At 74.5% G+C, this 23,267-nt stretch carries 21 protein-coding genes; 11 read left to right on the forward strand and 10 right to left on the reverse strand.

All coding sequences use genetic code 11. The features are described from left to right. Positions 1 to 45: 45 nt before the first annotated feature. The 4 genes from IE182_RS32610 to IE182_RS16685 are packed head-to-tail and all read right to left on the reverse strand — an operon-like array spanning position 46 to position 4,944. Positions 46 to 1,563, reverse strand: coding sequence for an ABC transporter ATP-binding protein (locus IE182_RS32610; protein WP_190110610.1), 1,518 nt, complete (start codon positions 1,561 to 1,563; stop codon positions 46 to 48). After that, the gene (locus IE182_RS16675) at positions 1,560 to 2,405 is read right to left on the reverse strand and encodes an ABC transporter permease (RefSeq protein WP_190110611.1); all 846 of its coding nucleotides are present in this window, start codon (positions 2,403 to 2,405) and stop codon (positions 1,560 to 1,562) included. Before IE182_RS16675 ends, IE182_RS32610 begins: the two co-directional genes overlap by 4 nt. Beyond that, a complete protein-coding gene (locus IE182_RS16680; RefSeq protein ID WP_229844869.1) occupies positions 2,402 to 3,403 on the reverse strand; it encodes an ABC transporter permease in 1,002 nt (333 codons plus the stop codon). The genes IE182_RS16675 and IE182_RS16680 overlap by 4 nt, the downstream gene beginning before the upstream one ends. Next, positions 3,400 to 4,944 (reverse strand): ABC transporter substrate-binding protein, encoded by a 1,545-nt coding sequence (locus IE182_RS16685; RefSeq protein ID WP_190110612.1) that lies wholly within the window; start codon positions 4,942 to 4,944, stop codon positions 3,400 to 3,402. Before IE182_RS16685 ends, IE182_RS16680 begins: the two co-directional genes overlap by 4 nt. A gap of 391 nt (positions 4,945 to 5,335) precedes the next feature. On the opposite strand from IE182_RS16685, the gene IE182_RS16690 reads away from it, so the two are divergent. The 7 genes from IE182_RS16690 to IE182_RS16720 all read left to right on the forward strand — a co-directional run bounded on the left by IE182_RS16690 (position 5,336) and on the right by IE182_RS16720 (position 12,900). Then, a complete protein-coding gene (locus tag IE182_RS16690) occupies positions 5,336 to 6,331 on the forward strand; it encodes a TauD/TfdA family dioxygenase (protein WP_190110613.1) in 996 nt (331 codons plus the stop codon). A 28-nt stretch (positions 6,332 to 6,359) separates the two neighbouring features. Then, the gene (locus IE182_RS16695) at positions 6,360 to 7,373 is read left to right on the forward strand and encodes an ornithine cyclodeaminase family protein (protein ID WP_190110614.1); all 1,014 of its coding nucleotides are present in this window, start codon (positions 6,360 to 6,362) and stop codon (positions 7,371 to 7,373) included. Further along, the gene (locus IE182_RS16700) at positions 7,364 to 8,740 is read left to right on the forward strand and encodes a type III PLP-dependent enzyme domain-containing protein (protein WP_190110615.1); all 1,377 of its coding nucleotides are present in this window, start codon (positions 7,364 to 7,366) and stop codon (positions 8,738 to 8,740) included. The genes IE182_RS16695 and IE182_RS16700 overlap by 10 nt, the downstream gene beginning before the upstream one ends. Before the next feature lie 20 nt (positions 8,741 to 8,760). Continuing rightward, complete coding sequence (locus IE182_RS16705) at positions 8,761 to 9,786, forward strand: cysteine synthase family protein (RefSeq protein WP_190110616.1); 1,026 nt, start codon at positions 8,761 to 8,763, stop codon at positions 9,784 to 9,786. A 7-nt stretch (positions 9,787 to 9,793) separates the two neighbouring features. After that, positions 9,794 to 11,182: an MATE family efflux transporter gene (locus IE182_RS16710; RefSeq protein ID WP_229844871.1), complete on the forward strand. Its 1,389-nt coding sequence runs from the start codon at positions 9,794 to 9,796 to the stop codon at positions 11,180 to 11,182. Positions 11,183 to 11,195: 13 nt separating this feature from the next. Then, positions 11,196 to 11,642 carry an RrF2 family transcriptional regulator gene (locus tag IE182_RS16715; RefSeq protein ID WP_190110617.1) on the forward strand — a complete coding sequence of 149 codons (447 nt, stop codon included), beginning with the start codon at positions 11,196 to 11,198 and terminating at the stop codon, positions 11,640 to 11,642. A gap of 70 nt (positions 11,643 to 11,712) precedes the next feature. Further along, positions 11,713 to 12,900 carry a globin domain-containing protein gene (locus tag IE182_RS16720; protein ID WP_190110618.1) on the forward strand — a complete coding sequence of 396 codons (1,188 nt, stop codon included), beginning with the start codon at positions 11,713 to 11,715 and terminating at the stop codon, positions 12,898 to 12,900. Here the strand turns inward: IE182_RS16720 and IE182_RS16725 are convergent. Genes IE182_RS16725 through IE182_RS16740 form a run of 4 tightly spaced genes read right to left on the reverse strand, consistent with a single transcriptional unit; the run spans position 12,858 to position 16,069 of the window. Beyond that, positions 12,858 to 13,757, reverse strand: coding sequence for an amino acid ABC transporter permease (locus IE182_RS16725; RefSeq protein WP_190110619.1), 900 nt, complete (start codon positions 13,755 to 13,757; stop codon positions 12,858 to 12,860). The two genes, IE182_RS16720 and IE182_RS16725, sit on opposite strands and share 43 nt — an antisense overlap. Continuing rightward, positions 13,754 to 14,398, reverse strand: a complete 645-nt coding sequence (locus IE182_RS16730; protein ID WP_190110620.1) for an amino acid ABC transporter permease — start codon at positions 14,396 to 14,398, stop codon at positions 13,754 to 13,756. The genes IE182_RS16725 and IE182_RS16730 overlap by 4 nt, the downstream gene beginning before the upstream one ends. Positions 14,399 to 14,409: 11 nt before the next feature. Beyond that, positions 14,410 to 15,309 carry a glutamate ABC transporter substrate-binding protein gene (locus IE182_RS16735; protein WP_190110621.1) on the reverse strand — a complete coding sequence of 300 codons (900 nt, stop codon included), beginning with the start codon at positions 15,307 to 15,309 and terminating at the stop codon, positions 14,410 to 14,412. Between the two features lie 16 nt (positions 15,310 to 15,325). Continuing rightward, entirely contained in the window at positions 15,326 to 16,069 is a 744-nt protein-coding gene (locus IE182_RS16740) for an amino acid ABC transporter ATP-binding protein (RefSeq protein WP_190110622.1), read from the reverse strand. 209 nt (positions 16,070 to 16,278) lie between these two features. Here IE182_RS16740 and IE182_RS16745 point away from each other — a divergent pair, with 209 nt between their 5' ends. Further along, positions 16,279 to 17,067 (forward strand): GntR family transcriptional regulator, encoded by a 789-nt coding sequence (locus IE182_RS16745; RefSeq protein ID WP_190110623.1) that lies wholly within the window; start codon positions 16,279 to 16,281, stop codon positions 17,065 to 17,067. A gap of 17 nt (positions 17,068 to 17,084) precedes the next feature. On the opposite strand, the gene IE182_RS16750 is transcribed toward IE182_RS16745, so the two are convergent. Then, the gene (locus IE182_RS16750; RefSeq protein ID WP_190110624.1) at positions 17,085 to 17,525 is read right to left on the reverse strand and encodes a DUF6278 family protein; all 441 of its coding nucleotides are present in this window, start codon (positions 17,523 to 17,525) and stop codon (positions 17,085 to 17,087) included. 148 nt (positions 17,526 to 17,673) lie between these two features. On the opposite strand from IE182_RS16750, the gene IE182_RS16755 reads away from it, so the two are divergent. After that, positions 17,674 to 19,518 (forward strand): SGNH/GDSL hydrolase family protein, encoded by a 1,845-nt coding sequence (locus IE182_RS16755; protein WP_190110765.1) that lies wholly within the window; start codon positions 17,674 to 17,676, stop codon positions 19,516 to 19,518. Between the two features lie 18 nt (positions 19,519 to 19,536). On the opposite strand, the gene lplAB is transcribed toward IE182_RS16755, so the two are convergent. Further along, positions 19,537 to 20,592 carry a lipoate-protein ligase LplAB gene (gene lplAB / locus IE182_RS16760; RefSeq protein ID WP_190110625.1) on the reverse strand — a complete coding sequence of 352 codons (1,056 nt, stop codon included), beginning with the start codon at positions 20,590 to 20,592 and terminating at the stop codon, positions 19,537 to 19,539. Positions 20,593 to 20,777: 185 nt separating this feature from the next. On the opposite strand from lplAB, the gene IE182_RS16765 reads away from it, so the two are divergent. Both IE182_RS16765 and IE182_RS16770 read left to right on the forward strand, forming a co-directional pair. After that, a complete protein-coding gene (locus IE182_RS16765; RefSeq protein WP_190110626.1) occupies positions 20,778 to 21,605 on the forward strand; it encodes an inositol monophosphatase family protein in 828 nt (275 codons plus the stop codon). Between the two features lie 38 nt (positions 21,606 to 21,643). Continuing rightward, entirely contained in the window at positions 21,644 to 23,059 is a 1,416-nt protein-coding gene (locus IE182_RS16770; protein WP_190110766.1) for a phytoene desaturase family protein, read from the forward strand. Positions 23,060 to 23,267: the final 208 nt, after the last annotated feature.

Genomic DNA, 23,267 nt, shown 5'->3' on the forward strand with positions numbered 1-23,267 from the left:
CAGTCGATCATCGCGGGGCCAGACTTCCCGCGTGGTTACGGTCTGTCAATCCGGGGCCGTCGCTCGTCCGGGTGGTGCGAGCAGGCTCACGCCGGGACCGCGGCGGACGACGCGGCCGGCGTCGAGGACGTGGACGGTGCCGGTGTACGCGGCGACGAGGTGCACCTCGTGGCTGACGACGACCAGCGCCAGCCGCCGCTCGTCCGTCAGCCGCACGAGCAGGTCCATGACGGCCGTGGCGGTGCGGGGGTCGAGGGCGGAGGTCACCTCGTCGCACAGCAGCACCTCGGGCCGCGGGGCCAGGGCGCGGGCGATGGAGGCGCGCTGGCGCTGGCCGCCGGAGAGCTCGTGCGGGTAGCGGCGGGCGAAGCCGGCCGGCAGGCCCACGGCGTCGAGCAGTTCGGCGACGTGGGCCGCCGTGCTCCGCCGGGGCACCACGCCGTGCAGCCGCAGGGGGCGCGCGAGGGCCGCGCCGACGGTACGGGCGGGGTTGAGGGCGCCGAGCGGGTTCTGCGGCACCAGCTGGATGCGCCGCAGCTGGTCGCGGCTGCGCCTGCGGACGCTGCCGGGCAGCGGTGCGCCGTCGAGCGAGAGCCGCCCCTCCTCGGCTGGCTGGAGCCCCGCCAGGACGCGCAGCAGGGTGGTCTTGCCCGAACCCGACGGTCCGATGACGCCGGTGGCGCTACCGGGCGCGGCCGTGAAGTCGACGCCGTCGAGCGCCCGGTGGGCCTCCCGGTCGCGGGACCGGCCGAAGGTCACGCGCAGTCCCCGGGCGGCCAGCCCGGCGGCCGGCAGGCGCTCCGGGACCGCCGGCTCCGGCGCCCCCGCGCTGCGCGGTACGACGGCCGCTCCGGCCGTCCGGGCGGGGGAGGGGGGCGGCCGGGTGCCGAGGTGGACGACGTCGTCGGCACAGAGCTCCAGGAGGGCGGGGTCGTGGCAGGCCAGGGCGACGGCGATGGCGCGGTGCGCGGCCACATCGCGCAGGAGGGCGGCCACCGCGTCGCGCAGCGCGGCGTCGAGCCCGGCGGTGGGCTCGTCCAGGAGCAGGACGTCGGGCGTGCGGGCGAGGGCGCGGGCGAGGGCGACGCGCCGCTGCTGGCCGCCGGAGAGGGCCGCCGGCCGGCGGTCCAGGAGCCCGTCGCCGGCCGGCAGCCGGCATTCGGCGAGCAGGTCGCGCACCGCCTGCTCCCGGGGGTCGGTGGCGGTCTCGGCGACCAGGCGCCGCACCCGCATGCGGGGGTCGAGCCCGGACCCGGGGTCCTGGCCGACGTGGGCCAGGCGGTGGCGCCGCAGTTCCCGCAGCCGGCGGGGCGGCAGGGCGAGGACGTCCTCGCCCAGGACGTGCGCGCTGCCGCCCAGGACGCGCGCCCCGGGGGGCAGGGCGCCGAGGACCGCGCGCAGCAGGGTGGTCTTGCCGGAACCGGAGGCGCCGGTCAGTGCGGTGACGCGGCCGCGGCGAAGGACGAGGCCGGTGCGCGGGAGCAGCACCGGCCCGCCGGGTATGCCGATCTCCAGGTCCGAGACGCTCACCAGGGGGGCGTCGGGGTGCGGGCCGGCGGTCATCGCAGGGCCGCCGTGCGCCGTCCGGCGGGCAGGAGGTGGTCGGCGGCGAGGTTGGTGCCGATCGCCAGGACGCCGATGGCGAGGGCGGGGGCGACGACGGCCCAGGGGTTGAGCAGGATGCCGGGCGCGTTCTCGCGGATCATCAGGGCCCAGTCGGGCGTGGGCGGTTGCGGGCCGAGCTGGAGGAAGGCCGCCACGGAGATGACGTAGACGGCCTCGACGAAGCGCAGCCCGAACAGGGCCAGGACGGTGGAGCGCAGGTTGGGCAGGATCTCCCGCAGGGCCAGGTGCACCGGGCGTTCCCCGCCCGCGACGGCCGCCTCGACGAATCCGGAGGCGGCCAGGGGTGCTGCGGCGGCGGCCACGACCCGTACGGCGTAGGGGGTGCCCAGGGCGACGGCGGCGGTCGCGACGGCGAGGCGGCGGCCGCCGGGCCAGGCCAGCGCCAGGAGCATGAAGCCCAGCACCGGCGGGAGCAGCATGACGAGGTCCGCGGTCCGTTCGACGGCCCGCCCCAGGCGGGGGCTGAGCACGGCGAAGCAGCCGAGGACGGTGGTGAGGAACGTGACGGCCACGGCCACGGCGAGCGCGCTCGCCACCAGGGCGCCGCCCCCGTGCAGCAGCCGGCTCCAGACGTCACGGCCCAGCTGGTCCCCGCCCAGCAGGGCGCCCGCGCCGGGCGGGGCGTACGGGGCGCCGACCGGCCGGTCGACGGGGTGCGGCGCGAGCAGCGGTCCGGCCGGCGCGAGCAGGACGAGCGCGAGGAAGGGGGCCGCGGCCGCCAGGGCACGGAGCGGGGGGCGCCCGCCCCGCGACGGTCCGGGTGCGGCGGCGACGCTCATGGGCGGGCTCCCAGGGTGCGGGCGCGGACGAGGTCCGCGAGGAAGAGGACGACGGTGATGACGGCGGCGGCGCAGGCGACGACGCCGGCGATGACGGGGGTGTCGCGGTCGGCGACGGCCCCGGCCAGGACGGTGCCGACGCCCGGGTAGTTGAAGAGGGTCTCCACGACGACGGCGCCGCCCAGCAGCATCCCGGTGGAGGTGGCGATGCCGGTGGCGACGGCGGGCAGCGCACCGGGCAGCGCGTGGTGCAGCAGGACCCGGTGGGCGGGCAGGCCGTCGAGGACGGCGGCCTCCACGTGCGGGGTCGCGGCCTGGTCGGCCAGCGCGGCGCGGACGACGCGGGTGTTCCAGCCGGTCTGCGGCACGGCCAGGGCGAGGACGGGCATGACCAGCATGGAGGCGTCGGAGGGGGAGCCGTCGGCGCCGGTGAGCGTGGCGGCGGGCAGCCAGCCGGTCCCCAGCGAGAACACCAGCAACAGGCCGATGGAGACGACGAATTCGGGCAGCGCGAAGGCGGCGGTGGAGGTGAGGTCCACGATCCGGTCGACCGTGCCGCCGGGACGGGCGGCCGCCCAGCAGCCCAGGGCGAGCGAGAGCAGCACGGTGAGGACGAAGGCCGTGCCGCCCAGCAGCAGGGTGTTGGGGAAGGGCGCCGACAGCAGGCCGGTGACGGGCGTTCCGCGCGCCGAGGTGCCCAGGTCGCCGGTGGGCAGGGCGGTGATCCAGTCCAGGAACCGTTCGGCCACCGGCCGGTCGAGGCCGAGCAGGTGGCGGCGGCGGGCGACGCCGGCGGCGCCCTCGCCGCGGTCGGAGGTGGCGGAAGCGGCGTCGCCGGGCAGCAGCTCGACGGCCGCGAAGACGACGGCGAGCAGCACGGTGAGCAGCGCCAGCCGCCGGCCCAGCAGCGCCGCGACGCGCAGGGCCGGGGCGGCGAGGCGGCGGACCGCCGGGGCGGCCGCGCGCACCGCGGCCGCCCCGGCCGGAGCCGGTGTCACCGCGCGAGCCACACGCGTTCGAGCTGCACGCGCCCGTACCCGGGCAGCCTGGGCAGGTCACGGACCCTCGCGGCGGCGAGGTCGATGCCGTCGGCCATGCCCCACAGCAGGTAGCCGGACCGTTCGTGCTCGATCTGCTGGAGCGTGCGCAGTTCCGCCGTGCGGGCCGCGGGGTCCCTGGTGCCGATGACCTTGCGGTAGGCGGCGTCGAAGCCCGGGTCGGAGAAGCCGGCCTCGTTCTGGCCGGCGCCGGTGACCAGGGTCTTGGAGGCGAAGAACACCACGGAGTCGTTGGTGCCCCAGTAGGTGGTGTAGAGGTCGCCCTTGAGCCAGGTCCTGTCGTAGAAGGTGCCGGACTCCTGCTTGACGACCTTGACCTTGATGCCGGCCTCGCGGACCTGGGAGGCGAAGAGCGTCGCGGACTCGGCGAGGCCGGCGATGTCCTCGGTGGTGACGAGGTCGTAGGTCCGGCCGAGGTCGAAGCCCGCCTCCTTCAGCAGCCGGCCGGCCCGGCCGAGGTCGCGGGTGCGCTGGGCGATGTCCTCGGCGTAGGCGGGGTCCGCGGTGCCGAGGACGTCGTTGGCCACGGTGCCGTAGCCGGACAGCACCTGCTTGACCATGGCCTGCCGGTCCACGGCGAGCCTGACGGCCTCGCGGACCCGGGGGTCGGCGAACGGGCTGCCCTTCGCGGTGCGCATCACGATGGGCATCGCCATGTCGTCGGGCCGGCGGACGACCTGGACGTCCTTGCGGGAGGCGGCGCTCCGGCCGGCGACGGCACCGGCGTTGGAGGCGAGGTCGAGCTGCCCCGCGAGCATGGCGTTGGCCATGGCCTGGGGGCTCTCGAACATGGTCACCTCGATGGCGTCGAGCAGCACCGTGCCGCCGTGCCAGTGCTCGTTGCGCACCAGGCGGGCGTTGCCGCCCCGGTACCAGTCGAGGGCGAAGGGCCCGGTCCCGGGCGCCTTGTCCAGCTCCTTCTCGCCGGTGTCCTTTCTGAGGACGAAGGTCGACAGGCGGGTGAGCAGGGGGAGTTCGGCGTTGGCGTAGTCGGAGACGAGGACGACGGTCCGCTTGCCGTCCGCGGTGATGTCCGCGGCCTGGACGCCGGGCAGCCGGGCGGCCCCGGCGGGGGTGCCCCGCAGCCGGCGCAGGGACCACACCACGTCGTCGGCGGTGACCGGGGAGCCGTCGTGGAAGGCGGCGCCCTCGGCGAGCGTGAAGCGCCAGGTCCTGAGGTCGTCCGAGGCGGTCCAGGAGGTGGCGAGGCGGCCGGTGGTGTTGGTCTTCGCGCCGGGGGCGGTGAGCGTGTCGTGCACGAGCGCGATGACCAGATAGTCGCTCTCGTTGCCCTGGTTTCCGTGGGGGTCACGGGTGATGGCGGACGCCCGGCCCAGCGCGCCGACGCGCAGGGTGCCTCCGCGCCGCGGCTTGTTCTCGGTGCCCGAGGAGGCCGTACCGCCGCTGTCGCAGGCGGAGAGCAGCGTGGCCGCCCCGATGCCCGCTCCGGTCGACAGCACCTGTCGCCTGGTGAAGTCCACGTCGTCCCCGATCCGCAGCAGGTTCAGGTCTACTTAGGTTTGCCTATCCTAAATTTCTTCACCCCGGCAAGCTTTCGTGTGTACGACATGAATTCAGCCACCCCCTCAAGTCGCCGCAATTCAGGGGTCGCTCCCGCAAAGGCGATCTATCGGATAACCCGTCAGTTAGGTTTGCCTAACCTAACTTCGAGCGGTAGGTTCGAGCCAGCCTTCCAGAGCCGCGGACGGCCGGGCCGCCAACGCCCCTGCGCCGGCCGCGTGGTGCCCACCCGGCGTTCCCGCCCTTCACCCGCCGCTGCCGCGCCCTGCCCGGAATCGCGCGCACCGCCCCGGAACGCCGCCCCGGAACGACCGCCCCGGAACGACCGCTACGGAAACGGGAGATCGCGCCATGAGTACGGGATCCGCCCCCCTCCGCCTGCTCGACGACGCCTCGGCCGGTGAGCTGTACCGGGCCGCCGAGGAGATCCTCACCGAATGCGGCACCGACACCACCTCGCCCGGACTCCTGTGGAGGGTCCGCGAACGCGCCGCCCGCCTCGGCGAACCCCTGCGCCACCAGTGCCGGCCCGTGGACACCGACGCCGGCCTCTTCGTCCTGCGCGGCCTGCCCGTCGACGACGCCGGACTCGGCCCCACCCCCGCGAGCTGGGCGACCGCCGGCGACGCCGGCGCGCGCCACGACATCGCCCTCCTCCTGCTGGCCACCGTGATGGGCAACCCCCTCGCCTGGGAGGGGCAGCAGAACGGGCGCTTCGTGCACACCATCGTGCCCTCGGCCGGACACGAGCAGGCCCAGACCGGCGCCGGCAGCACCGTGCTGCTCAGCCCGCACACCGAGGACGCCTTCCACCCCGCCCGCGCCCACCTGCTGATGCTCGCCTGCATGCGCAACCACGACCGCATCGCCACCACCGCGGCCAGCATCCGCCGCGTCCGCCTCGACGAGGCCGCCGTCGACGAGCTGACCCGGCCCGTCCTGCCGATCCTGCCGGACGACGCCTACTTCGGGGCCCGCGAGCACACCGGCCCCGCACCCCGCGTCCCCGCCCTGTGGCGGACCGGGGACGGCCTCGCCCTGCGCTTCGACCCCGCCTACACCCCCCTCGACGAGGCCACCCCCGCCTACGCCGCGGCCTACGGGCGCCTGGCCGCCGAACTCGCGCGCGTCTCCGTCGCCGTGCGCCTCGCCCCCGGCGAGGTCCTCGTCGTCGACAACGACCTCGTCGTCCACGGCCGGGTGCCCTTCACCCCCCGTTACGACGGCACCGACCGCTGGCTCAAGCGCGCCTTGGTCCACGTGCCCGGCCGCCGCACCCGCCCGCCGGCCGAGGAGGCCGAGCACGGCTACGGACAGAAGGCCGCACTGGCCCACGCCATCCTCTGAACCGGCCCCCACCGCACAGGGAGCAGCCATGACGGACACCGGCCCGGCCGGACACATATCCGACGACCGGACCCTGACCCTTCTGTCCACCGCCGACGTGGCCGGCATCGCCATCACCCCGGCCGACGTCGTCGAGACCGTGGAGCGGGCCTACCGCACGCTCGCCGCGGGACGGTCCGACAACCCCCGCAAGCTCACCGTGAAGCCGGCGGACGGCCACTCGGTGGCGTACGCGATGCTCGGCCGCGACGGCACCCGCGACGTCGTCGCCGTCAAGACCTCCTACAAGCACGGCCTGCACCGGCCCCGCGGCGAACAGCACTACTACACCACGCTCACGCTCTACGACGACCGCAGCGGACTGCCGGTGGCGATGATGGACTGCGGACGCATCGGCGCCCTGCGCACCCCGGCCGTCTCCGCGCTCCTCGCCCGCACCTGCGCGGCCCCCGGCGCCCGCAGCGCCCTGGTGATCGGCACCGGCACCCAGGGCCGCCTGGCGCTGCCGTTCCTGCTGACCACGCTGCCCGGCCTGCAGCACCTGATGCTCTACGGCACCCACCCCGAGGGCATCGCGGCCGTCCGTGCGCAGCTGCGCACGGACTTCCCCGACCGGTCCGTGGAGGTCGTCACCGACGCCGACAAGGCCGCCGCGGCCGCCGACGTCGTGCTCGCCACCGCCGGCCCGAGCACCCCCGCCGCCGTGGCGGCCCCCTCGCTGCGGCCCGGCTCCCTCGCCGTCCTCGTCGGCCACGGGCTGGCCCCCTCCACGCTGCACGCCGCCGACCGGGTCGTGGCCACCAGCGAGGCCCAGATGCGCGTCACCGGCACCGACATGGCCGACGCGAGCGGTGCCCTGCCCGCCGTCGACGCCGAGTTCCCCGCCGTGATCGCCGGCACCGCCGCCGGGCGCACCGACCCCGGGGAGCGGATCTTCGCCTACAACAGTGGGCTCGTCGTCACCGACATCGCGCTGGGCCACCGCCTCGCCCAACTCGCCCTCGCCCAGGGCCTGGGGACCAGGGTGCCGCTGTGGCGGTGACCGGCACGAGTGCACCTGCGCTGCCCGCCCGCCCCGACCGGCGGACGGCGCAGGTGCTCGCCAGCGGGCTGCTGCAGGAGCTCTCCCACGCCTTCGGCGGCCCGTTCCACTTCCTGCTCCCCGAGCACTTCGACGCCAACCTCGCCGCCTTCCGCGCCGCCCTCGCCGAGGCGGGGGTGGCGGGGGAGGTGTCCTACGCGAAGAAGGCCAACAAGGCGGCCGTGTGGGTCGAGCGCTGCGCCGCGGCGGGCGCGGGCGTCGACGTCTCCTCCGCCGGGGAGCTGCGCGAGACCCTCGCCCACGGGGTGCGGGGCGCGGACATCACCGTCACCGGCCCCGCCAAGCACGCGCAGCTGCTGCGCGTGGCCCTGCTGCAGGGCTGCCTGATCGCCGTCGACTCACCGGGGGAACTGGACCTCCTCCTGGCCCTGGCCGCGCAGACGGCACCGCACCGGCCGGCCCGGGTGCTGCTGCGCCGCCTGCCCCCGGGCCGGCACAGCCGCTTCGGGTTCGACGACACCGAGACGGCCGCCGCCCTGCGACGCTGCGCCCGGGCCGGGGAGGCCGTCCGGATGGAGGGATTCGCCTTCCACCTGTCCGGCTACGCCCTGCGCCCCCGCGCCGACCTCGCCGGACAGCTCGTCACCCTGTGCCGGCAGGCCCGGGAGGCGGGCCTGCCGGCCGACCGGATCAGCATCGGCGGCGGCTTCCCCGTCGACTACGCGGCCGCCGCCGACTGGCGCGCCTTCCTGGCGCGGCAGCGGCCCGGGCACTACCACGCGGGCAAGGTCTTCCCGGCGGCCGGCTTCTACCCCTACCACTCGCCGGTGGCCGGCGCCGACGCCCTGCGTGCCGTCCTCGCCACCACCCCGGCGGGGCACGGCCGCCCCCTGGGGAGGCTGCTCCGGGACGCCGGCATCACCGTGATGCTGGAGCCGGGCCGCGCCCTGCTGGACCGGGCGGGTGCGACCGTCTTCCGGGTGCAGGGCGTCAAGGACCGCGACGGCTACGCCGTGCTGACCGTCGACGGCAGCAGCCTGAGCCTGTCCGAGCAGTGGTTCAACAGCGAGTACCTGCCCGATCCCGTGCTCCTCACCCCGGCCGGGCCCGCCACCGGCCCGCCCGCGCACGCGGCCTGCGTGGGCGGGGCGACCTGCCTGGAGGACGACATGGTCAGCTGGCGCAAGGTGCCCTTCCCCGCCCGCCCCGCCGTCGGCGACCTGCTCGTCTACCCCAACACCGCCGGCTACCAGATGGACTCCAACGAATCCCCCTTCCACGAACTGCCGCTGCCGCCCAAGGTCGTCGTCGACGGCCCGGCGGACCGCCCGCGCTGGCGCCTGGACCGGCACGCCCCGGCCCACTGACCCACAGGAGCCCAGAACCCATGAACGAGGCACTCGCCCGGCCCGCCGTGGTCACCCGCCTCTCCGAACTCATCGGCCGCACCCCCCTGCTGGAGCTGTGCCGCACCGCCACCGGCAGCCGGCTGCTGCTGAAGCTGGAGATGTTCAACCCCACCGGCAGTGCGAAGATCCGCATGGCCCGGCAGATGGTGCTGGACGCCGAACGGCGGGGCGAACTCCCCCCGGGCGGCCGCATCGTCGAGTCGACCTCCGGGAACACCGGGCTCGGCCTGGCCGTGGTCGCCGCCGAGCGCGGCTACGCCTTCACCGCCGTCGTCGACCACCACGCCTGCGCCGACAAGCTGCGCGCCATGCGGGCCCTGGGCGCCGAGCTGGTGTACGTCACCGACGGCGGCACGGACGACCTGGCCACCGCCGCCCGCGAGGAACTGGCCGAGCGCCTGGCCCACGGCCGGGACGACACGGTCTTCACCGAGCAGCACAACAACCCCAGCAACGGCACCGGTTACGCGTCGGTCGCCCACGAGCTGCACGAGGCCCTCGACGGCCGCCTGGACGTCCTCGTCGCCGCCGTCGGCACCGGCGGCTCGCTGTGCGGCACCGCCCGTGAACTGCGCCGGCTCCTGCCCGGCGTGCGGACCGTCGGCGTGGAGCCCGAGGGGTCCACCGCCTTCGGCCCGCCGGCCCATGACTACTACCAGTCGGGCACCGGTACGCCCGCCGGCGCCCCGCTCGGGGCGCTGGTGGACTTCGGCCTCATCGACGAGGGCGTCAAGGTCGGCGACGTCGCGGCCTTCGCCACCTGCCGCGCGGTGGCCCGCACCGGCCTGCTCCTCGGCGGTTCCGCCGGCGGCGTCGTCCACGAGGCCCTGCGCCGGCTGCCGGCGCTGCCCCCGGGATCCGTCGTCGTCGCCCTCGTCAACGACGGCGGCGAGAAGTACCTGGACACCGTCTTCGACGACGACTGGATGGCCGCCCGCGGCCTCCTCGCCCCCGCCACGGAGCGGGCGGTCGACGAGGTCCTCGCCGAACTCCGTGGGAGGTGATGCCGTCGTGGGCGTGCACGTTCTCCTGCGCGACTGCCGCGCCCTGGCCTCCCTCGCCGTCCCGCTCGTCCTCACCCAGCTCGCCCAGGTCGCGCTCACCACGACCGACACCGTGATGATGGGCCTGCTCGGCACCGGGGAACTGGCCGCCGGCGGTCTCGCCCTCGTCCTCTTCAACCAGGTGCGCACCATGGGCGTGGGCCTGGTGACGGCCGTCGGCAACCACACGGCCGCGGCCGCCGCCCGCGCCGAGGCGGCGTCCCGGGACGGCGCCGGGGACATCCGGGCCATCGTGCGGGCCGGCACGGCCGTGGCCACCCTGGCGGGCATCGCCGGGGCCGTTCTCCTGGCCGCCGTCGGCCAGTGCCTGCCCCTGCTCGGCCAGGACGCGGACGTCGCCCACCGGGCCCGGGCCGTGCTCCTGGCCCTCGCGCCCGGCCTGCTGCCCTGCCTGTGGTTCCAGGCGGTGCGCCAGTTCACCGTCGGCATGCGCCGCCCCCGGGCGCTGCTGCGCATCACCCTCGCCTCCGTGGCCGTCAACGCGGCCCTGAACTGGGCGTTCATCCACGGCGCCGGGGGCCTGCCCCGGCTCGGCCTCACCGGCATCGGCGTCGCCACGTCCGTGGTGCACCTGCTGTCCTTCGCCGCGCTGTACGCCTCGGCCCGGCGGGACGCCGAGCTCGCCCCCCTGCTGAGTGCCAACCCCCTGCGGGCCGGCCGTGCCGAGGTGCGCCGGCTGCTCGCCCTGGGCACCCCGATCGCCGCCACCTACGGCTCGGAGGCCGGCTTCTTCTCCCTCACCGCCCTGATGGCCGGCTCCTTCGGCAGCGCGGCGCTCGCCGCCCACACCGCCGTCAACCAGCTCGTCTACATCGTCTTCCAGGTGGCCGTGGGCCTCTCCCACGCCGCCTCCGTCAACGTCAGCCGGGAGCTGGCCCTGGGCGACGTCCCGGCCGCCCGGCGCCTGCGGAACACCGCCCTGGCCTGCGCCGCCACCGCGATGACCGTCGTCGGCGCCGGCTATCTCGCCTTCCCCGCCCTGTTCCTGCGCCCGTTCCTCGGCGCCGGCGACGACGCGGCCCTGTCGGTGGCCACCCGGCTGCTGGCCGTCGTCGCCGTCCTGCAGTTCTTCGACTGCGCCCAGAACATCGGCGTCGGCCTGCTGCGGGGCCTGGAGGACACCAAGGGCGGCTTCCGCCTCACCCTCGTCGGCTACTGGCTCGTCGGGCTGCCCGCGGTCCTGCTGTTCGGCTACGCGGCCGGCCTGCACACCCTCGGCATCTGGCTCGGCCTCCTGACCGGCCTGGCGAGCACGGCCGCACTGCTGCTGCGCCGCTACGACGCCGGGCTGCGCGCCCACCGCACCCGGATAATTGGATTCCAGGAATCCAATTAGTTACGGTGGCGCCGTGCGACTCACCAAGAGCACCGACATCGCGCTGCGCATCGCCATGCGCCTGGCCGTGGAGGATCCCACCGCCGCGGCGCCGACCACCCGCGAGGTGGCCGACGCCGTCGGCGTGCCCTACACCCACGCGGCCAAGGTGGTCAGCCGGCTGCAGCACCTGGGGGTCGTCGAGGCCCGCCGGGGCCGCGGCGGCGGGCTCGCCCTCACCCCGGCCGGACGCCGGGGATCGGTCGGCCGCCTGGTGCGCGACCTCGAAGGCGCCGGCGACGTCGTCGGCTGCGAGGACGAGCCGCCCTGCCCGCTGCGCGGTGCGTGCCGGCTGCGCGGGGCGCTGCGCGACGCCCAGGAGGCGTTCTTCGCCGCGCTCGACCCGCTCACCGTCGAGGACCTGACGGGCCCTCCGACGGGCCCGGTCCTGCTGAGCCTGGGGACACGCCCGGGAAGCTGACCGATCCGGCCACCCGGTCCGTTCGCACCCCCAAAAATGCGAATCTCAGATACCAATTTGAGGAGCGCCGATGCTGTCCCCGAAGTCGACCGAGATCGTCCGCGCCACCCTGCCCGCCGTCGGCGGCGCGATCGGTGAGATCACGCCGCTCTTCTACGACAAGCTGTTCGCCGCCCGTCCGCAGCTGCTGCGCGACCTGTTCAACCGCGGCAACCAGGCCGAGGGCAGCCAGCAGCAGGCCCTCGCCGGCGCCGTCGCCGCCTTCGCCACCGCGCTCGTCGAGCACCCCGACGTCCGCCCCGACGCGATGCTCTCGCGCATCGCCCACAAGCACGCCTCGCTCGGCATCAGCCGCGAGCAGTACCCGATCGTGCACGAGCACCTGTTCGCCGCCATCGCCGAGGTGCTGGGCGGCGCGGTCACGCCCGAGGTGGCCGCCGCCTGGGACGAGGTGTACTGGCTGATGGCCAACGCCCTCATCGCCGTCGAGGCCCGGCTGTACGCCGAGGCGGGCGCCCTGCACGGCGCCACCTGGCGGACCTACCGCGTCGTCGCCCGCCACCGGGAGACCGCGGACGTCGCCACCTTCGTCGTCCGCCCGGCCGACGGCCGCCCGCTGCCCGCCGCCCGGCCCGGCCAGTACGTCTCCGTGCAGGTCCCGCTGGCCGACGGCGCCCGGCAGATCCGCCAGTACAGCCTGTCCGGACTGCCGGAGGACGCCCTGCAGTTCTCCGTCAAGCGCGTCACCGGCGACCCGGCGGGCGAGGTCTCGGGCCACCTCCACGACCACGTGGACGTCGGCGACCCCCTGCTCGTCAGCCACCCCTTCGGCGACGTCGTCCTGGACGACGGCGACGGCCCGCTGCTGCTCGCCTCGGCCGGCATCGGCTGCACCCCCATGACCGGCATGCTCGCCCACCTGGCCGCCACCGGCTCGTCCCGTCGCGTCGTCGTCGCGCACGCCGACCGCAGCGAGGCCACCCACGCCTTCCGCGCGGAGCTCGGCCAGCTCGTCGGCAAGCTCCCCGGCGCGGTCGCGCACGTCTGGTACGAGCAGCCGGAGGGCGACTGGCCCGCCGACCGCACCGGCTTCGCCGACCTCTCCCGCCTCGACGTTCCCGCCGGTACCACCGCCTACCTCTGCGGCCCCCTGCCCTTCCTGCGCGCCGCCCGTACCCAGCTCCTGGCCGCGGGCGTGGCGGCCGCGGACATCCACTACGAGGTCTTCGGCCCCGACCTGTGGCTGGGCGGCTCCTGAAGCTGCTGCCCGGCGCCCGGCAGCAGCGGGCCCGGCTCCGCCGCGGCGACCTCCACCTTCCGGGTCTTCAGGCTGTGCCGCTGCCGCTTCGCCACCCAGGTGGCGAACCAGGACAGCAGCATGCACATGCCGATGTAGACCGGTGAGATGACCATGACGACGGGGATGAAGGGGAGGTCGTAGTCGAGGTTGCTGGCGATCAGCTTGCCCGCGTGGAGGAACTCCTCGTAGGTGATGAGGAAGCCGAGCGAGGTGTCCTTCAGGGCGACGACCAGCTGGCTGATGATGGCCGGCAGCATCGCGCGCACGGCCTGGGGGACCAGCACGTGGGTCATCACCTGGGTCTTGCCCATGCCCAGGGAGTAGGCCGCCTCGCGCTGGCCGCGGTCGACGGCGTTCACGCCCGTGCGGAAGACCTCGGCCAGCACCGAGCCGTTGTACAGGGTCAGCCCCGTGACCAGGGCCGGCAGCGGCTGGACCTTGAGGGCGACGAAGACGAAGAAGATCATGACCAGCACGGGCATCGCCCGGAAGAACTCCACCACGACCGTGGCCGCCCAGCGCAGCGCGGCGTGCTCGGAGAGCCGGCCGCAGGCGAGGACCCCGCCGAGGAGGAGGGAGAGCACGGCGGCGTAGGCGAACGCCTTGAGGGTGTTGCCGAGGCCGTGCAGGAGCAGCTCCTGGATGCCCTCGTACGCGAAGGGGTCCCACTTGGCCGCCGTGAACTGCCCGGTGTCGAAGAGGAGGTAGAGCGCCCAGGCGACGATCCCGAGGATCACCACGGTGGCCAGCAGGCCGTAGAGGAGGTGGCGGCGGCGGGCCTGGGGGCCCGGGATGTCGTAGAGGGCGGTGGTCATCGGGCGATCCCCCAGCGCTTCTCCAGCACGTTGAAGACCGCGCTGATGGACAGGGTCACGAGCAGGTAGCCGACGGCGATCCAGACGAAGGACCAGATGATGCTGTAGCCCATCTCGTTGAGCGGCTTGTAGGTGCCCAGGAGCTCGGTGACGCTGAACGACCCGGCGATCGCCGAGTTCTTGGCGAGCGCGATCAGCGTCGAGCCGACGGGCGGGATGACGGACCGGAACGCCTGGGGGAGGACGACGTCGCCGAGGGTCTGGGCGAAGGTCATGCCCAGGCTGCGGGCGGCCTCGCCCTGGCCGGTGGGCACGGTGTTGATGCCCGAGCGCAGCACCTCGCAGATGAAGGCGGAGGTGTAGCAGCCCAGGGCGAGGACCGCGAAGAGCTGGAAGGGCAGGACGATCCCGAAGCGCGGCAGCCCCAGCATCACCGCGAAGAACAGCAGGGTGAGCGGGGTGTTGCGCAGCACGGTCACCCACACCGTGCCGAAGACGCGCAGCGAGCCGACGGGCGCCACCCGGAACGAGGCCATGACGAAGCCGAGGACGAGCGCGAGCAGCGAGGCGTAGACGGTGAGCTCGATGGTGCCGAGCAGGCCCTCGCCGTAGAGGGAGAGGTTGTCGATGAGTACGTCCACGGAGGTCCTCCTCAGCCCGCCGGGTAGCGGTCGACGGGTGGCGGCTGCGGGGCGGGCACACCGGAGAGGCCCAGGGTCGCGTCGTAGGCCCTCTTCCAGTCGCCGTTCTTCTCGTGCGCCGCGAGGGCGTCGTCGAGGGCGAAGCGCAGTGCGGTGTCGCCGCGGGACACCCCGATGCCGTAGGGCTCCTTGGAGAAGGGCGCTCCCACCACCTTCAGCGCGTCGGGGGCCTTGGCCGCGAAGCCCATGAGGATGGTGTCGTCGGTGGTGACGGCGTCCACCTGGAGGCTGAGGAGGTTGTCCACGCAGATCGAGTAGGTGTCGTAGGCGACGGCGACGGCCTTGGGGTAGTCGCGCTGGATGCGCTGCAGCGGGGTGGAGCCGGCCGCCGAGCAGACCCGCTTGCCCGCCAGGTCCTGGGGGCCGTTGATGTCGTCCTCGTCCTTGCGGACCAGCAGCGACTGCCCGGCGATGTAGTACGGCCCGGCGAAGCCGACCTGCTTCTTGCGCAGGTCATTGATGGTGTAGGTGCCGACGTAGTAGTCGATCTGGCCGTTCTGCAGGGCGGTCTCGCGGTTGGCGGAGGCGATGGTGCGGAAGGAGATGGTCTTGGGGTCGAAGCCGAGCGAGGCGGACATCATCTTGGCGATCTCGATGTCGAAGCCGGAGTAGGTGCCGGTGGCGGGGTCCTTCTGGCCCAGGTAGGGCTGGTCCTCCTTGGCGCCGACCACGAGGTGGCCGCGGCGCTTGGCGGCCGTCCAGGTCGGGGAGTCCGGCAGCTGGAACCCGGTGGCGACGGGGTAGACCGGCAGCTGGTCGGGCTGGGGGCCCTTGACGGGCGGGCTGCCCTCCTTGCCGCATCCGGCGGTCAGCAGGGCGGCCAGGGCGAGCGCGGCGACGAGGCGTCTCATGTGTGCCGTCACCCGCTCAGTGCTTGAGGATCTTGGAGAGGAAGTCCTTGGCGCGCTCGCTCTCGGGCGCGGTGAAGAACTCCTCGGGCGTGCGGTCCTCGACGATCCGGCCGTCCGCCATGAAGACGACGCGGTTGGCGGCGGAGCGGGCGAAGCCCATCTCGTGGGTGACGACGACCATCGTCATCCCGTCCCGGGCGAGCTGCTGCATGACCTCCAGCACCTCGTTGATCATCTCGGGGTCCAGGGCCGAGGTCGGTTCGTCGAAGAGGAGCGCCTTGGGGTCCATGGCCAGCGCGCGGGCGATGGCCACGCGCTGCTGCTGGCCGCCGGAGAGCTGTGCGGGGTACTTCTCGGCGTGGGCGAGCAGCCCCACCCGCTCCAGCAGTTCCCGCGAGCGCCGGTCCGCCTCCTCCTTGCCGCGCTTGCGGACCTTGACCTGGGCCAGGGAGACGTTGGCGAGCACCGTCTTGTGGGCGAAGAGGTTGAACGACTGGAAGACCATGCCGACCTCGGCGCGCAGCCGGGCCAGCGCCCGCCCCTCCGCCGGCAGCGGCCGGCCGTCGAGCAGGACGGTGCCGGACTCCACCGGTTCGAGACGGTTGATGGTGCGGCACAGCGTGGACTTGCCGGAGCCGGAGGGACCGATGACCACCACCACCTCCCCGCGGCCGACGGTGAGGTTGATGTCCCGCAGCACGTGCAGCGTGCCGTAGTGCTTGTTGACGTCCCGCAGTTCGATCAACGGATCGACGGCCATACCCAGCCCTATCCACTCTCAGCTGTCTCGCAGTCGCCGCAAACTATCCGCATCGAAAACGGGACTTCCGTGCTGACACGCACACCTGTCGGGAATGGGCCGGATCGGAGCCGCAGAGGCCGCCATTTGCCCTAGGTACACAGACCGAGCCTGGGTACCTAGCCTGTGGGGGGCCGGACGGGGGAAGCAGAGGGGGAAGGGAGCCCGGTGTGGGTGACAGCAGGCCCGTATACCTGCGCATCGCGGACGACCTGCGGCAACGGATCGACGAGGGCGCCCTGGTGGTCGGGGACCGCATCCCCTCCCGCTCCGAGCTCAAACGGGCCTACGAGGCCAGCGACCAGACCGTCGACCGCGCGGTCCGCGTCCTGAAGGCCGCCGGCTACGCCGAAGGACAGTTCGGCCGCGGCGTCTTCGTCGCCGACCGCGCCCCGCTCGGCACCCTGCTGCGCTCCACCGGCGCCGTCGACTCGCCCTTCGCCGCCAAGATCCGCGGCTACGCCGCGGGCGACGACGCGTCCCCGGCCGGCGCCGGCGACCGCGGGACGGCGCTGACGTGGGAGGCGTCCTCCAGCGAGACCCCCGCCCCCGCCGGCATCGCCGAACGCCTGGGCATCGGCACGGGCGAGCCGGTGCTGTGCACCCAGTACGAGTACCTGGCCAACCGCCACCCTGTGCAGCTCGCCACCAGCTGGGAGCCCCTGACCATCACCGAGGGCACCGACGTCGCCCTCCCCGAGCGCGGCCCCTACGCCCGGCGCGGGGTGCGCGGCCGGCTCGCCGCCATCGGCATCCGCGTCGTCCGGGCCCGCGAGCTCGTCGGCTCCCGCCCCGCCACCACCCCCGAGGCCGAGGCGCTCGGCTGCGCGGCCGGCCAGTGCGTCACCGTCGTCGAGCGCACCCACTTCGACGGCGAGGACCGCGCCGTGGAGACCTCCGACATCGTGGTCCGGGCCGACCGCTGGCGCCTGGAGTACACCATCGCCTTCACCAGCTGACACCGCCCGGCGCCGGGTCAGTTCTCCGCGACCTCCGCGTAGAGCTGCGACAGCTCCGGGGCGCCGTCCGCCGCCCACGACTGGCCCGCCTCCACCACGTCGATCTCCCGGCCGCTGGCCAGCCGGACCACCGGCTGCCCGTCCGGCCAGATCCACCAGCCCGCGCCCGTGACCGTCCGGACGATGACCGTGCCCAGGTACAGGCCCGCGTCGTTACCGAGCCAGGGCACCAGTTCCGGGTCCTCACGCCAGCGCGGCTGCAGCTGGTCCAGCGCCTCCAGGGACGACGGCGAGTCGTCGAGTGCGACTCCTGCCGACTGCGCGTGCGCACGGAGCAGTTCGCACTCCGACAGCAGCTCGGCCAGGCCCTCCGGCCCCCGGTCGGCCGTCTCGGGCAGCGCCACCCCGTGCGCCGGGCCGTGCCGCTTGCGCCAGCTGTCCAAGAAGGGAATGTTCATACTGGCCAGGATCTCACTCCCACGGATGGCCCCACCACAGGCGCGCTGCGCCCGACGTGGCCGGTTGGCCTCCTTGACGTCCCCCTGGCGCCTCCCTAGCTTCATCCCGCCACGTGCAGAGCGGGGAACGCTGGGAGGCATGACGCACATGCTCCGGACAACGCAGCCCACGGTGGACACGGCACGTCACAGACCGCCCGCCGCCCGCGCGTTCGCGGCGGCGGTGCTCGCGGCCGGGGCGGTGTGCGCCCTCGCCCTGACCGGCGCCCCGGCGCACGCCGCGGGCGCCCCGCAGCGGGAAGCGCTCCCCCTGGAGCGGCTCTTCGACAACAGGGCGGTCAGCGACGACGCCCACCCCCAGGACGCCGACTTCGACGGCAAGGGCAGCTCCTACTCGGCCCAGGACCTCAGGGCCGCGGGCTGGACCCCCGGCCGCACGATCGCCGTCGACGGCGCCGCCCTCGGCTGGCCCCGGACGCGGCCCGGCACGCCCGACAACGTGGTCGCCGACGGGCAGGCGGTGCGGCTCACCGGCCGCGGGGACGCCCTCTCCTTCCTGGTGGCGAGCAGCTCCCCGGCGGGGGACAGGAGCGGCTCCGACGGCACGGGCACGATCCGCTACCGCGACGGCTCGCGGAGCCCCTACCGCCTGCAGGCTCCCGACTGGCGCCACGGGCCGCTCACCACCAAGGTCGTGGGGCTGCCGCACCGCAACACCAGCAGCGGCCGGCGGACCGAGACGACCCGCCTCTACGTGGTGACCGTGCCCGTCGAGCGCTCCCGGGAGATCGACGCCGTGGTGCTGCCCGCCGACGGGCCCACGAGCGACCTCCACGTCTTCTCCCTCGCCCTGCGCGCTCCCTCGAACGGGTGGACCGGCAGCTGGGCGGCGTCCACGTCCGGGTACGCGACGGTGGGCCCGTGGACCGACCGGACGCTGCGGCTGATCGTGCACAGCAGCGCGGGCGGCCCGCGCACCCGCATCCGGCTGGAGAACACCTTCTCCCAGCAGCCCGTCCGCATCGGCCGCGCCACCGTCGCGCTGCAGGGCCGCGGAGCGGCCGCGGACGGCCGCCCCGTACCACTGGCCTTCGCCGGCCGTCGCGCGGCCGAAATCCCCGCCGGCGCCCAGCAGTTCAGCGACCCCGTCGGCTTCCGCGTACCACCGGACACCAATCTGCTGGTCAGCATCCACCTGCCGGGCACGGTACGGGCGCTGCCCGTGCACAGCTACAGCAACCAGGTCTCCTACCTCAGCGCCGACGGCGCCGGCGACCGCACCGGCGACCGGGGCGGCGACGCCTACGGGCAGCAGCTGGACGGCTGGCCGCTGCTGACCGGCGTGGACGTCGGCGGCGGACCCGGTTCCGTGGTGGCCCTCGGCGACTCCATCACCGACGGCGAACGCGCCACGCCCGGGGCCAACGGCCGCTGGCCCGACCTGCTGTCGCGACGCCTGCTCGGGCAGCACGCGGTGCCACGGCTCGGAGTGCTCAACCACGGCATCTCCGGCAACCGCGTCGCGAGCGACCGCTACGCGGGCGAGGGCACCAGCACGGTCAGGAGCGGGGTCAGCGCGGAACACCGTCTGGAGCGCGACGTCCTGGCCCAGACCTCCGCCCGGACCGTCGTCGTCTTCGAGGGCGTCAACGACATCCGCGCCGGCACGAAGGCCGACGAGGTCATCGGCGCCCTCACGAGGATGGCGGACGTCGCCCACCGGCGCGGCATGCGCGTCGTCGCCGCCACCATCGCGCCGTGCGGCGGTTTCTTCGACTGCACGGCCGAGGCCGAGGCCGAGCGCGTCGCCATCAACCGGCACCTGCGCAACAGCCCCGTCTACGACGCCGTGTTCGACTTCGACGCCGCCATCCGCGACCCCCGGCACCCGGACCGCATGCTGCCGCGCTTCGACGGCGGCGACCACCTGCACCCCAACGACGCGGGGATGAAGGCGTTCAGCGACGCGATCGACCTGCGGAAGCTGCTCTGACGCACGCCGCCCGGGCGGCTACGGCACCCGTGCCGTCCACTCCGCGGAGGCGAACTTCGTCGCCGCCAGCTCCTCCGCCCGCGCCAGCTCCGCGGGGGTGACCGAGCCTTCCGCCAGGCCGTACCGGCCGCGGAAGGTCTCGATCATCTTCTCGATGACCGCGGAGCGCGGCAGCCCGGTCTGGCGGCGCAGCGGGTCGACGCGCTTCTTCGCGCTCTTGGTGCCCTTGTCGGAGAGCTTCTCCTTGCCGATGCGCAGCACGTCGAGCATCTTCTCGGCGTCGATGTCGTAGGCCATGGTCACGTGGTGCAGCACGGCCCCGTCACCGGTGACCATGCGCTTCTGCGCCGCGCCCGCGATCTTGCCGGCGTCGGTGGCGATGTCGTTCAGCGGCTGGTACCAGGCCCGCACGCCCATGCCCTCCAGCGCGCCCAGCACCCAGTCGTCGAGGTAGGCGTAGCTGTCGGCGAAGGACAGCCCCTGCACCAGGGCGTCGGGCACGCACAGCGAGTAGGTGATGGTGTTGCCGGGCTCGATGAACATGGCCCCGCCGCCGGAGATGCGCCGCACGACCGTCATGCCGTGCCGGGCCGCCCCCTCCGGGTCGACCTCGTTGCGCAGCGACTGGAAGCTGCCGATGACCACGGCGGGGGAGCCCCACTCCCACACGCGCAGCGTCGGCGGCCGCCGCCCGGCGGCGACCTCCGCGGTCAGCACCTCGTCGAGGGCCATGTGCAGGGCGGGGGACTGGGGGCCGTCGTGGATCAGCTGCCACGCGTAGTCGGTCCAGTCGGTGGCCCGGGCCACGGCCCGGCGGACCGCGATGCCCACGGCCTCGGACGTGAAGCCGAACATCACCGTGCCCTCGGGCAGCGCCGCGTCGATGCGGGCCGCGAGCTGCGGGGCCGGGGTGTCGGCGGGGGCGCCCTCCAGGGCGCGGTTGATGTCGAGGAGCGCCTCGTCGGGTTCGAGGAAGAAGTCCCCCGCCACCCGCACGTCGCGCAGCAGCCCGTCCGTGACCGCCACGTCGACGACGACGAGCTTGCCGCCCGGCACCTTGTATTCACCGTGCACGGCGCACCCTCCATCATGCTTTCCCCGGCCGGCCACCCGGCCGACGGCAGAAACAACCGTAACTCCGTCCCGGCCCGCCCCGGTGGGCGGCCGGTGGGAGCAGGCGTTCACCGGGGCGTCGCCGGGCGGCCACCGGAGCTGCATCGAATGTCGGTGCGACGTGGTTCGATGTCCTTATGGTTCACATGGTCGACAGGTTCCTCGCAGGCGATCTCACGGACGTGGAGGAAGCGGTCCGCAAAGCGGCCGCGGCCGAGATCCTGCCGCGCTTCCGGCAGCTCGCCACGGACGAGATCATCGAGAAGAACGGCCCGCACGACCTCGTGACCGTCGCCGACCGGCTCGCGGAGGAGCACCTCACCCATGCGCTGACCGCCCTGCTGCCCGGCTCGGTCGTGGTCGGCGAGGAGGCGGTGCACGCGGATCCGCGCATCCTCGCCTCGCTGTGCGGCGAGGCGCCCGTCTGGATCGTCGACCCGGTCGACGGCACCCGGCAGTTCGTGTACGGCGACCCCGGCTTCGCCACCCTCGTCTGCCTCGCGCACCGCGGCGAGCTGCTGGCCTCCTGGACGTACGCGCCGGCGCTCGACCAGATGGCGACGGCCCGCCGGGGCGGGGGAGCGCAGCTCAACGGAGTGCCGCTGCGCGCGGGTTCGCCGGAGCCGGGCAAGACACTGGAAGTGGCGACGTCGCACTACGACTTCACCACCGACGAGCAGAAGCGGGTGCTGGAGGCGCTACGGACGGACGGGGTGGCGCCGCGCCCCTGCGGCTCGGCGGGGCTCGAATACCTCCACGTCGCCCAGGGCGTCCTCGACGCCGTGGCCTTCTCCTGGGAGAACGCCTGGGACCACGCTGCCGGCCTGCTGCTGGTCGCCGAGGCGGGCGGGGCCAGCGGCACCGTCGCGAAGGAACCGTTCCGCATCGCGGGCGGCAACGCGCTGCCGTTCAGTGCTGCGCGGGACGAGCTGACGCTGCGGCATATCCTGGACCTGCTGGCGTCCGCCGGCTGACACACAGGGACACGAGGGGAGCCCGTCCGGTGGCCACTATGCTCGACGCGGTCGTCGTGGGAGCGGGGCCCAATGGGCTGACCGCCGCGGTCGAACTGGCCCGCAGGGGCCTGTCCGTGGAGGTGTTCGAGGCCGCGGACGCCGTCGGTGGCGGCGCCCGCACCGAGGAGCTGACCCTCCCGGGCTTCCGCCACGACCCGTGCTCCGCCGTGCACCCCCTCGCCGTGCGTTCGCCCGCCTTCAGCGCGATGCCGCTCGGCCGGCACGGCCTGGAGTGGATCCACCCCGACCTGCCGATGGCACACCCCTTCCCGGACGGCACGGCGGCGGTCCTCTCCCGGCTGATCGGCGAGACGGCCTGCTCGCTGGGCCCGCGCGACGCCGGCGCCTACCGGCGGCTCATGGCGCCCTTCCACGGCCGGTGGGACACCCTCGCCGCCGACTTCCTGCGCACGCAGTGGGACGGGCTGCCGCGCGACCCGCTCACGTACGCCCGCTTCGGGATGGCCGCGGGCCAGTCCGCCACGCTCCTGACCCGGACCCGCTTCCGGGACGAGAAGGCCCGGGGCCTGTTCGCCGGGCTCGCCGCCCACGGCATCGCGCCGCTGGGCTCCCTGGGCACCGGGGGCATGGCCCTGATGTTCGCCCTCGCCGCCCACGAGTGCGGCTGGCCCGTGCCCCGCGGCGGCTCGCAGGCGATCGCCGACGCGCTCGCCTCGTACCTGCGGGAGCTGGGCGGCACCGTGCACACCGGTTTCGAGGTCAAGCACCTCGACGACCTGCCGCCCGCCCGCACCTTCCTCTTCGACACCTCGCCCACCGCCCTGGCCCGCATCGCCGGCCTGGGCAACGCCTTCCCGCGCTTCCGCTACGGCCCCAGCGTCTTCAAGATCGACTATGCGCTGGACGGCCCGGTGCCCTGGACCGCCGAAGCCGCCCGGCGGGCCGGCACGGTCCACGTCGGCCCCACCATCGGCGAGATCGGCGAGGCCCTGCGGGCCGCCGCCCACGGCGACGACCCCGCCGTCCCGTTCCTCATCACCGCCCAGCCCAGCATCGTCGACCCCACCCGCGCGCCCGAGGGCAAGCACACCTTCTGGGTGTACGGGCACGTGCCCAGCGGCTGGGAGGGCGACGCCACCGAGGTGATCGAGCGCCAGATCGAGCGCTTCGCCCCGGGCTTCGGCGACCTGGTCCTCGCCCGGGCCACGGCGGGGCCGCCGGAGCTGGCCGCCCGCAACGCCAACTACGTGGGCGGGGACATCGCGACGGGCTCGGTGGCGGGACTGCGCCTGCTGATCCGCCCCCGCCTGGCCCGCGTCCCGTACGCCACGTCCCACCCGGCGGTCTTCCTCTGCTCGTCCGCGACCCCGCCGGGCCCGGGGGTGCACGGAATGTCCGGCCACCACGCGGCGAAGGCCGCCTGGCGCCACCTGCGCCAGGGCGCCGCGTAGCCGACGGGCGGCCGGCCGCGTCGGGGCGCCGGGCGCCCCGGCCGCCGGTCTCGTACGGGCTCAGGCGCCTTCGGGGATGCGGGGCAGGGCCGCCCCGGCCGCGTCCGCCGGCTTGGGTGAACGCCTCGCCCGGCGTCCCGGGCCGGTCCGCAAGGTCCCGTCCGGCCCGCGACGCTCCCCGGCCAGCGCTGGTGGCGTCCCCGGACGC

Origin of the sequence: Streptomyces cinnamoneus (genome assembly GCF_014650495.1) — a bacterium.
GTDB lineage: Bacteria > Actinomycetota > Actinomycetes > Streptomycetales > Streptomycetaceae > Streptomyces > Streptomyces cinnamoneus.

What these genes read in the sequence shown, in the direction of transcription:
- IE182_RS16740 (WP_190110622.1), bottom strand. Translation starts at nt 16,069, where the DNA reads ATGGCCGTCGATCCGTTGATCGAACTGCGGGACGTCAACAAGCACTAC.
- IE182_RS16725 (WP_190110619.1), bottom strand. Translation starts at nt 13,757, where the DNA reads ATGACCACCGCCCTCTACGACATCCCGGGCCCCCAGGCCCGCCGCCGC.
- IE182_RS16705 (WP_190110616.1), top strand. Translation starts at nt 8,761, where the DNA reads ATGAACGAGGCACTCGCCCGGCCCGCCGTGGTCACCCGCCTCTCCGAA.
- IE182_RS16755 (WP_190110765.1), top strand. Translation starts at nt 17,674, where the DNA reads ATGCTCCGGACAACGCAGCCCACGGTGGACACGGCACGTCACAGACCG.
- IE182_RS16750 (WP_190110624.1), bottom strand. Translation starts at nt 17,525, where the DNA reads ATGAACATTCCCTTCTTGGACAGCTGGCGCAAGCGGCACGGCCCGGCG.
- IE182_RS16765 (WP_190110626.1), top strand. Translation starts at nt 20,778, where the DNA reads ATGGTCGACAGGTTCCTCGCAGGCGATCTCACGGACGTGGAGGAAGCG.
- IE182_RS16675 (WP_190110611.1), bottom strand. Translation starts at nt 2,405, where the DNA reads ATGAGCGTCGCCGCCGCACCCGGACCGTCGCGGGGCGGGCGCCCCCCG.
- IE182_RS16770 (WP_190110766.1), top strand. Translation starts at nt 21,644, where the DNA reads ATGCTCGACGCGGTCGTCGTGGGAGCGGGGCCCAATGGGCTGACCGCC.
- IE182_RS16695 (WP_190110614.1), top strand. Translation starts at nt 6,360, where the DNA reads ATGACGGACACCGGCCCGGCCGGACACATATCCGACGACCGGACCCTG.
- IE182_RS32610 (WP_190110610.1), bottom strand. Translation starts at nt 1,563, where the DNA reads ATGACCGCCGGCCCGCACCCCGACGCCCCCCTGGTGAGCGTCTCGGAC.
- IE182_RS16690 (WP_190110613.1), top strand. Translation starts at nt 5,336, where the DNA reads ATGAGTACGGGATCCGCCCCCCTCCGCCTGCTCGACGACGCCTCGGCC.
- IE182_RS16735 (WP_190110621.1), bottom strand. Translation starts at nt 15,309, where the DNA reads ATGAGACGCCTCGTCGCCGCGCTCGCCCTGGCCGCCCTGCTGACCGCC.
- IE182_RS16720 (WP_190110618.1), top strand. Translation starts at nt 11,713, where the DNA reads ATGCTGTCCCCGAAGTCGACCGAGATCGTCCGCGCCACCCTGCCCGCC.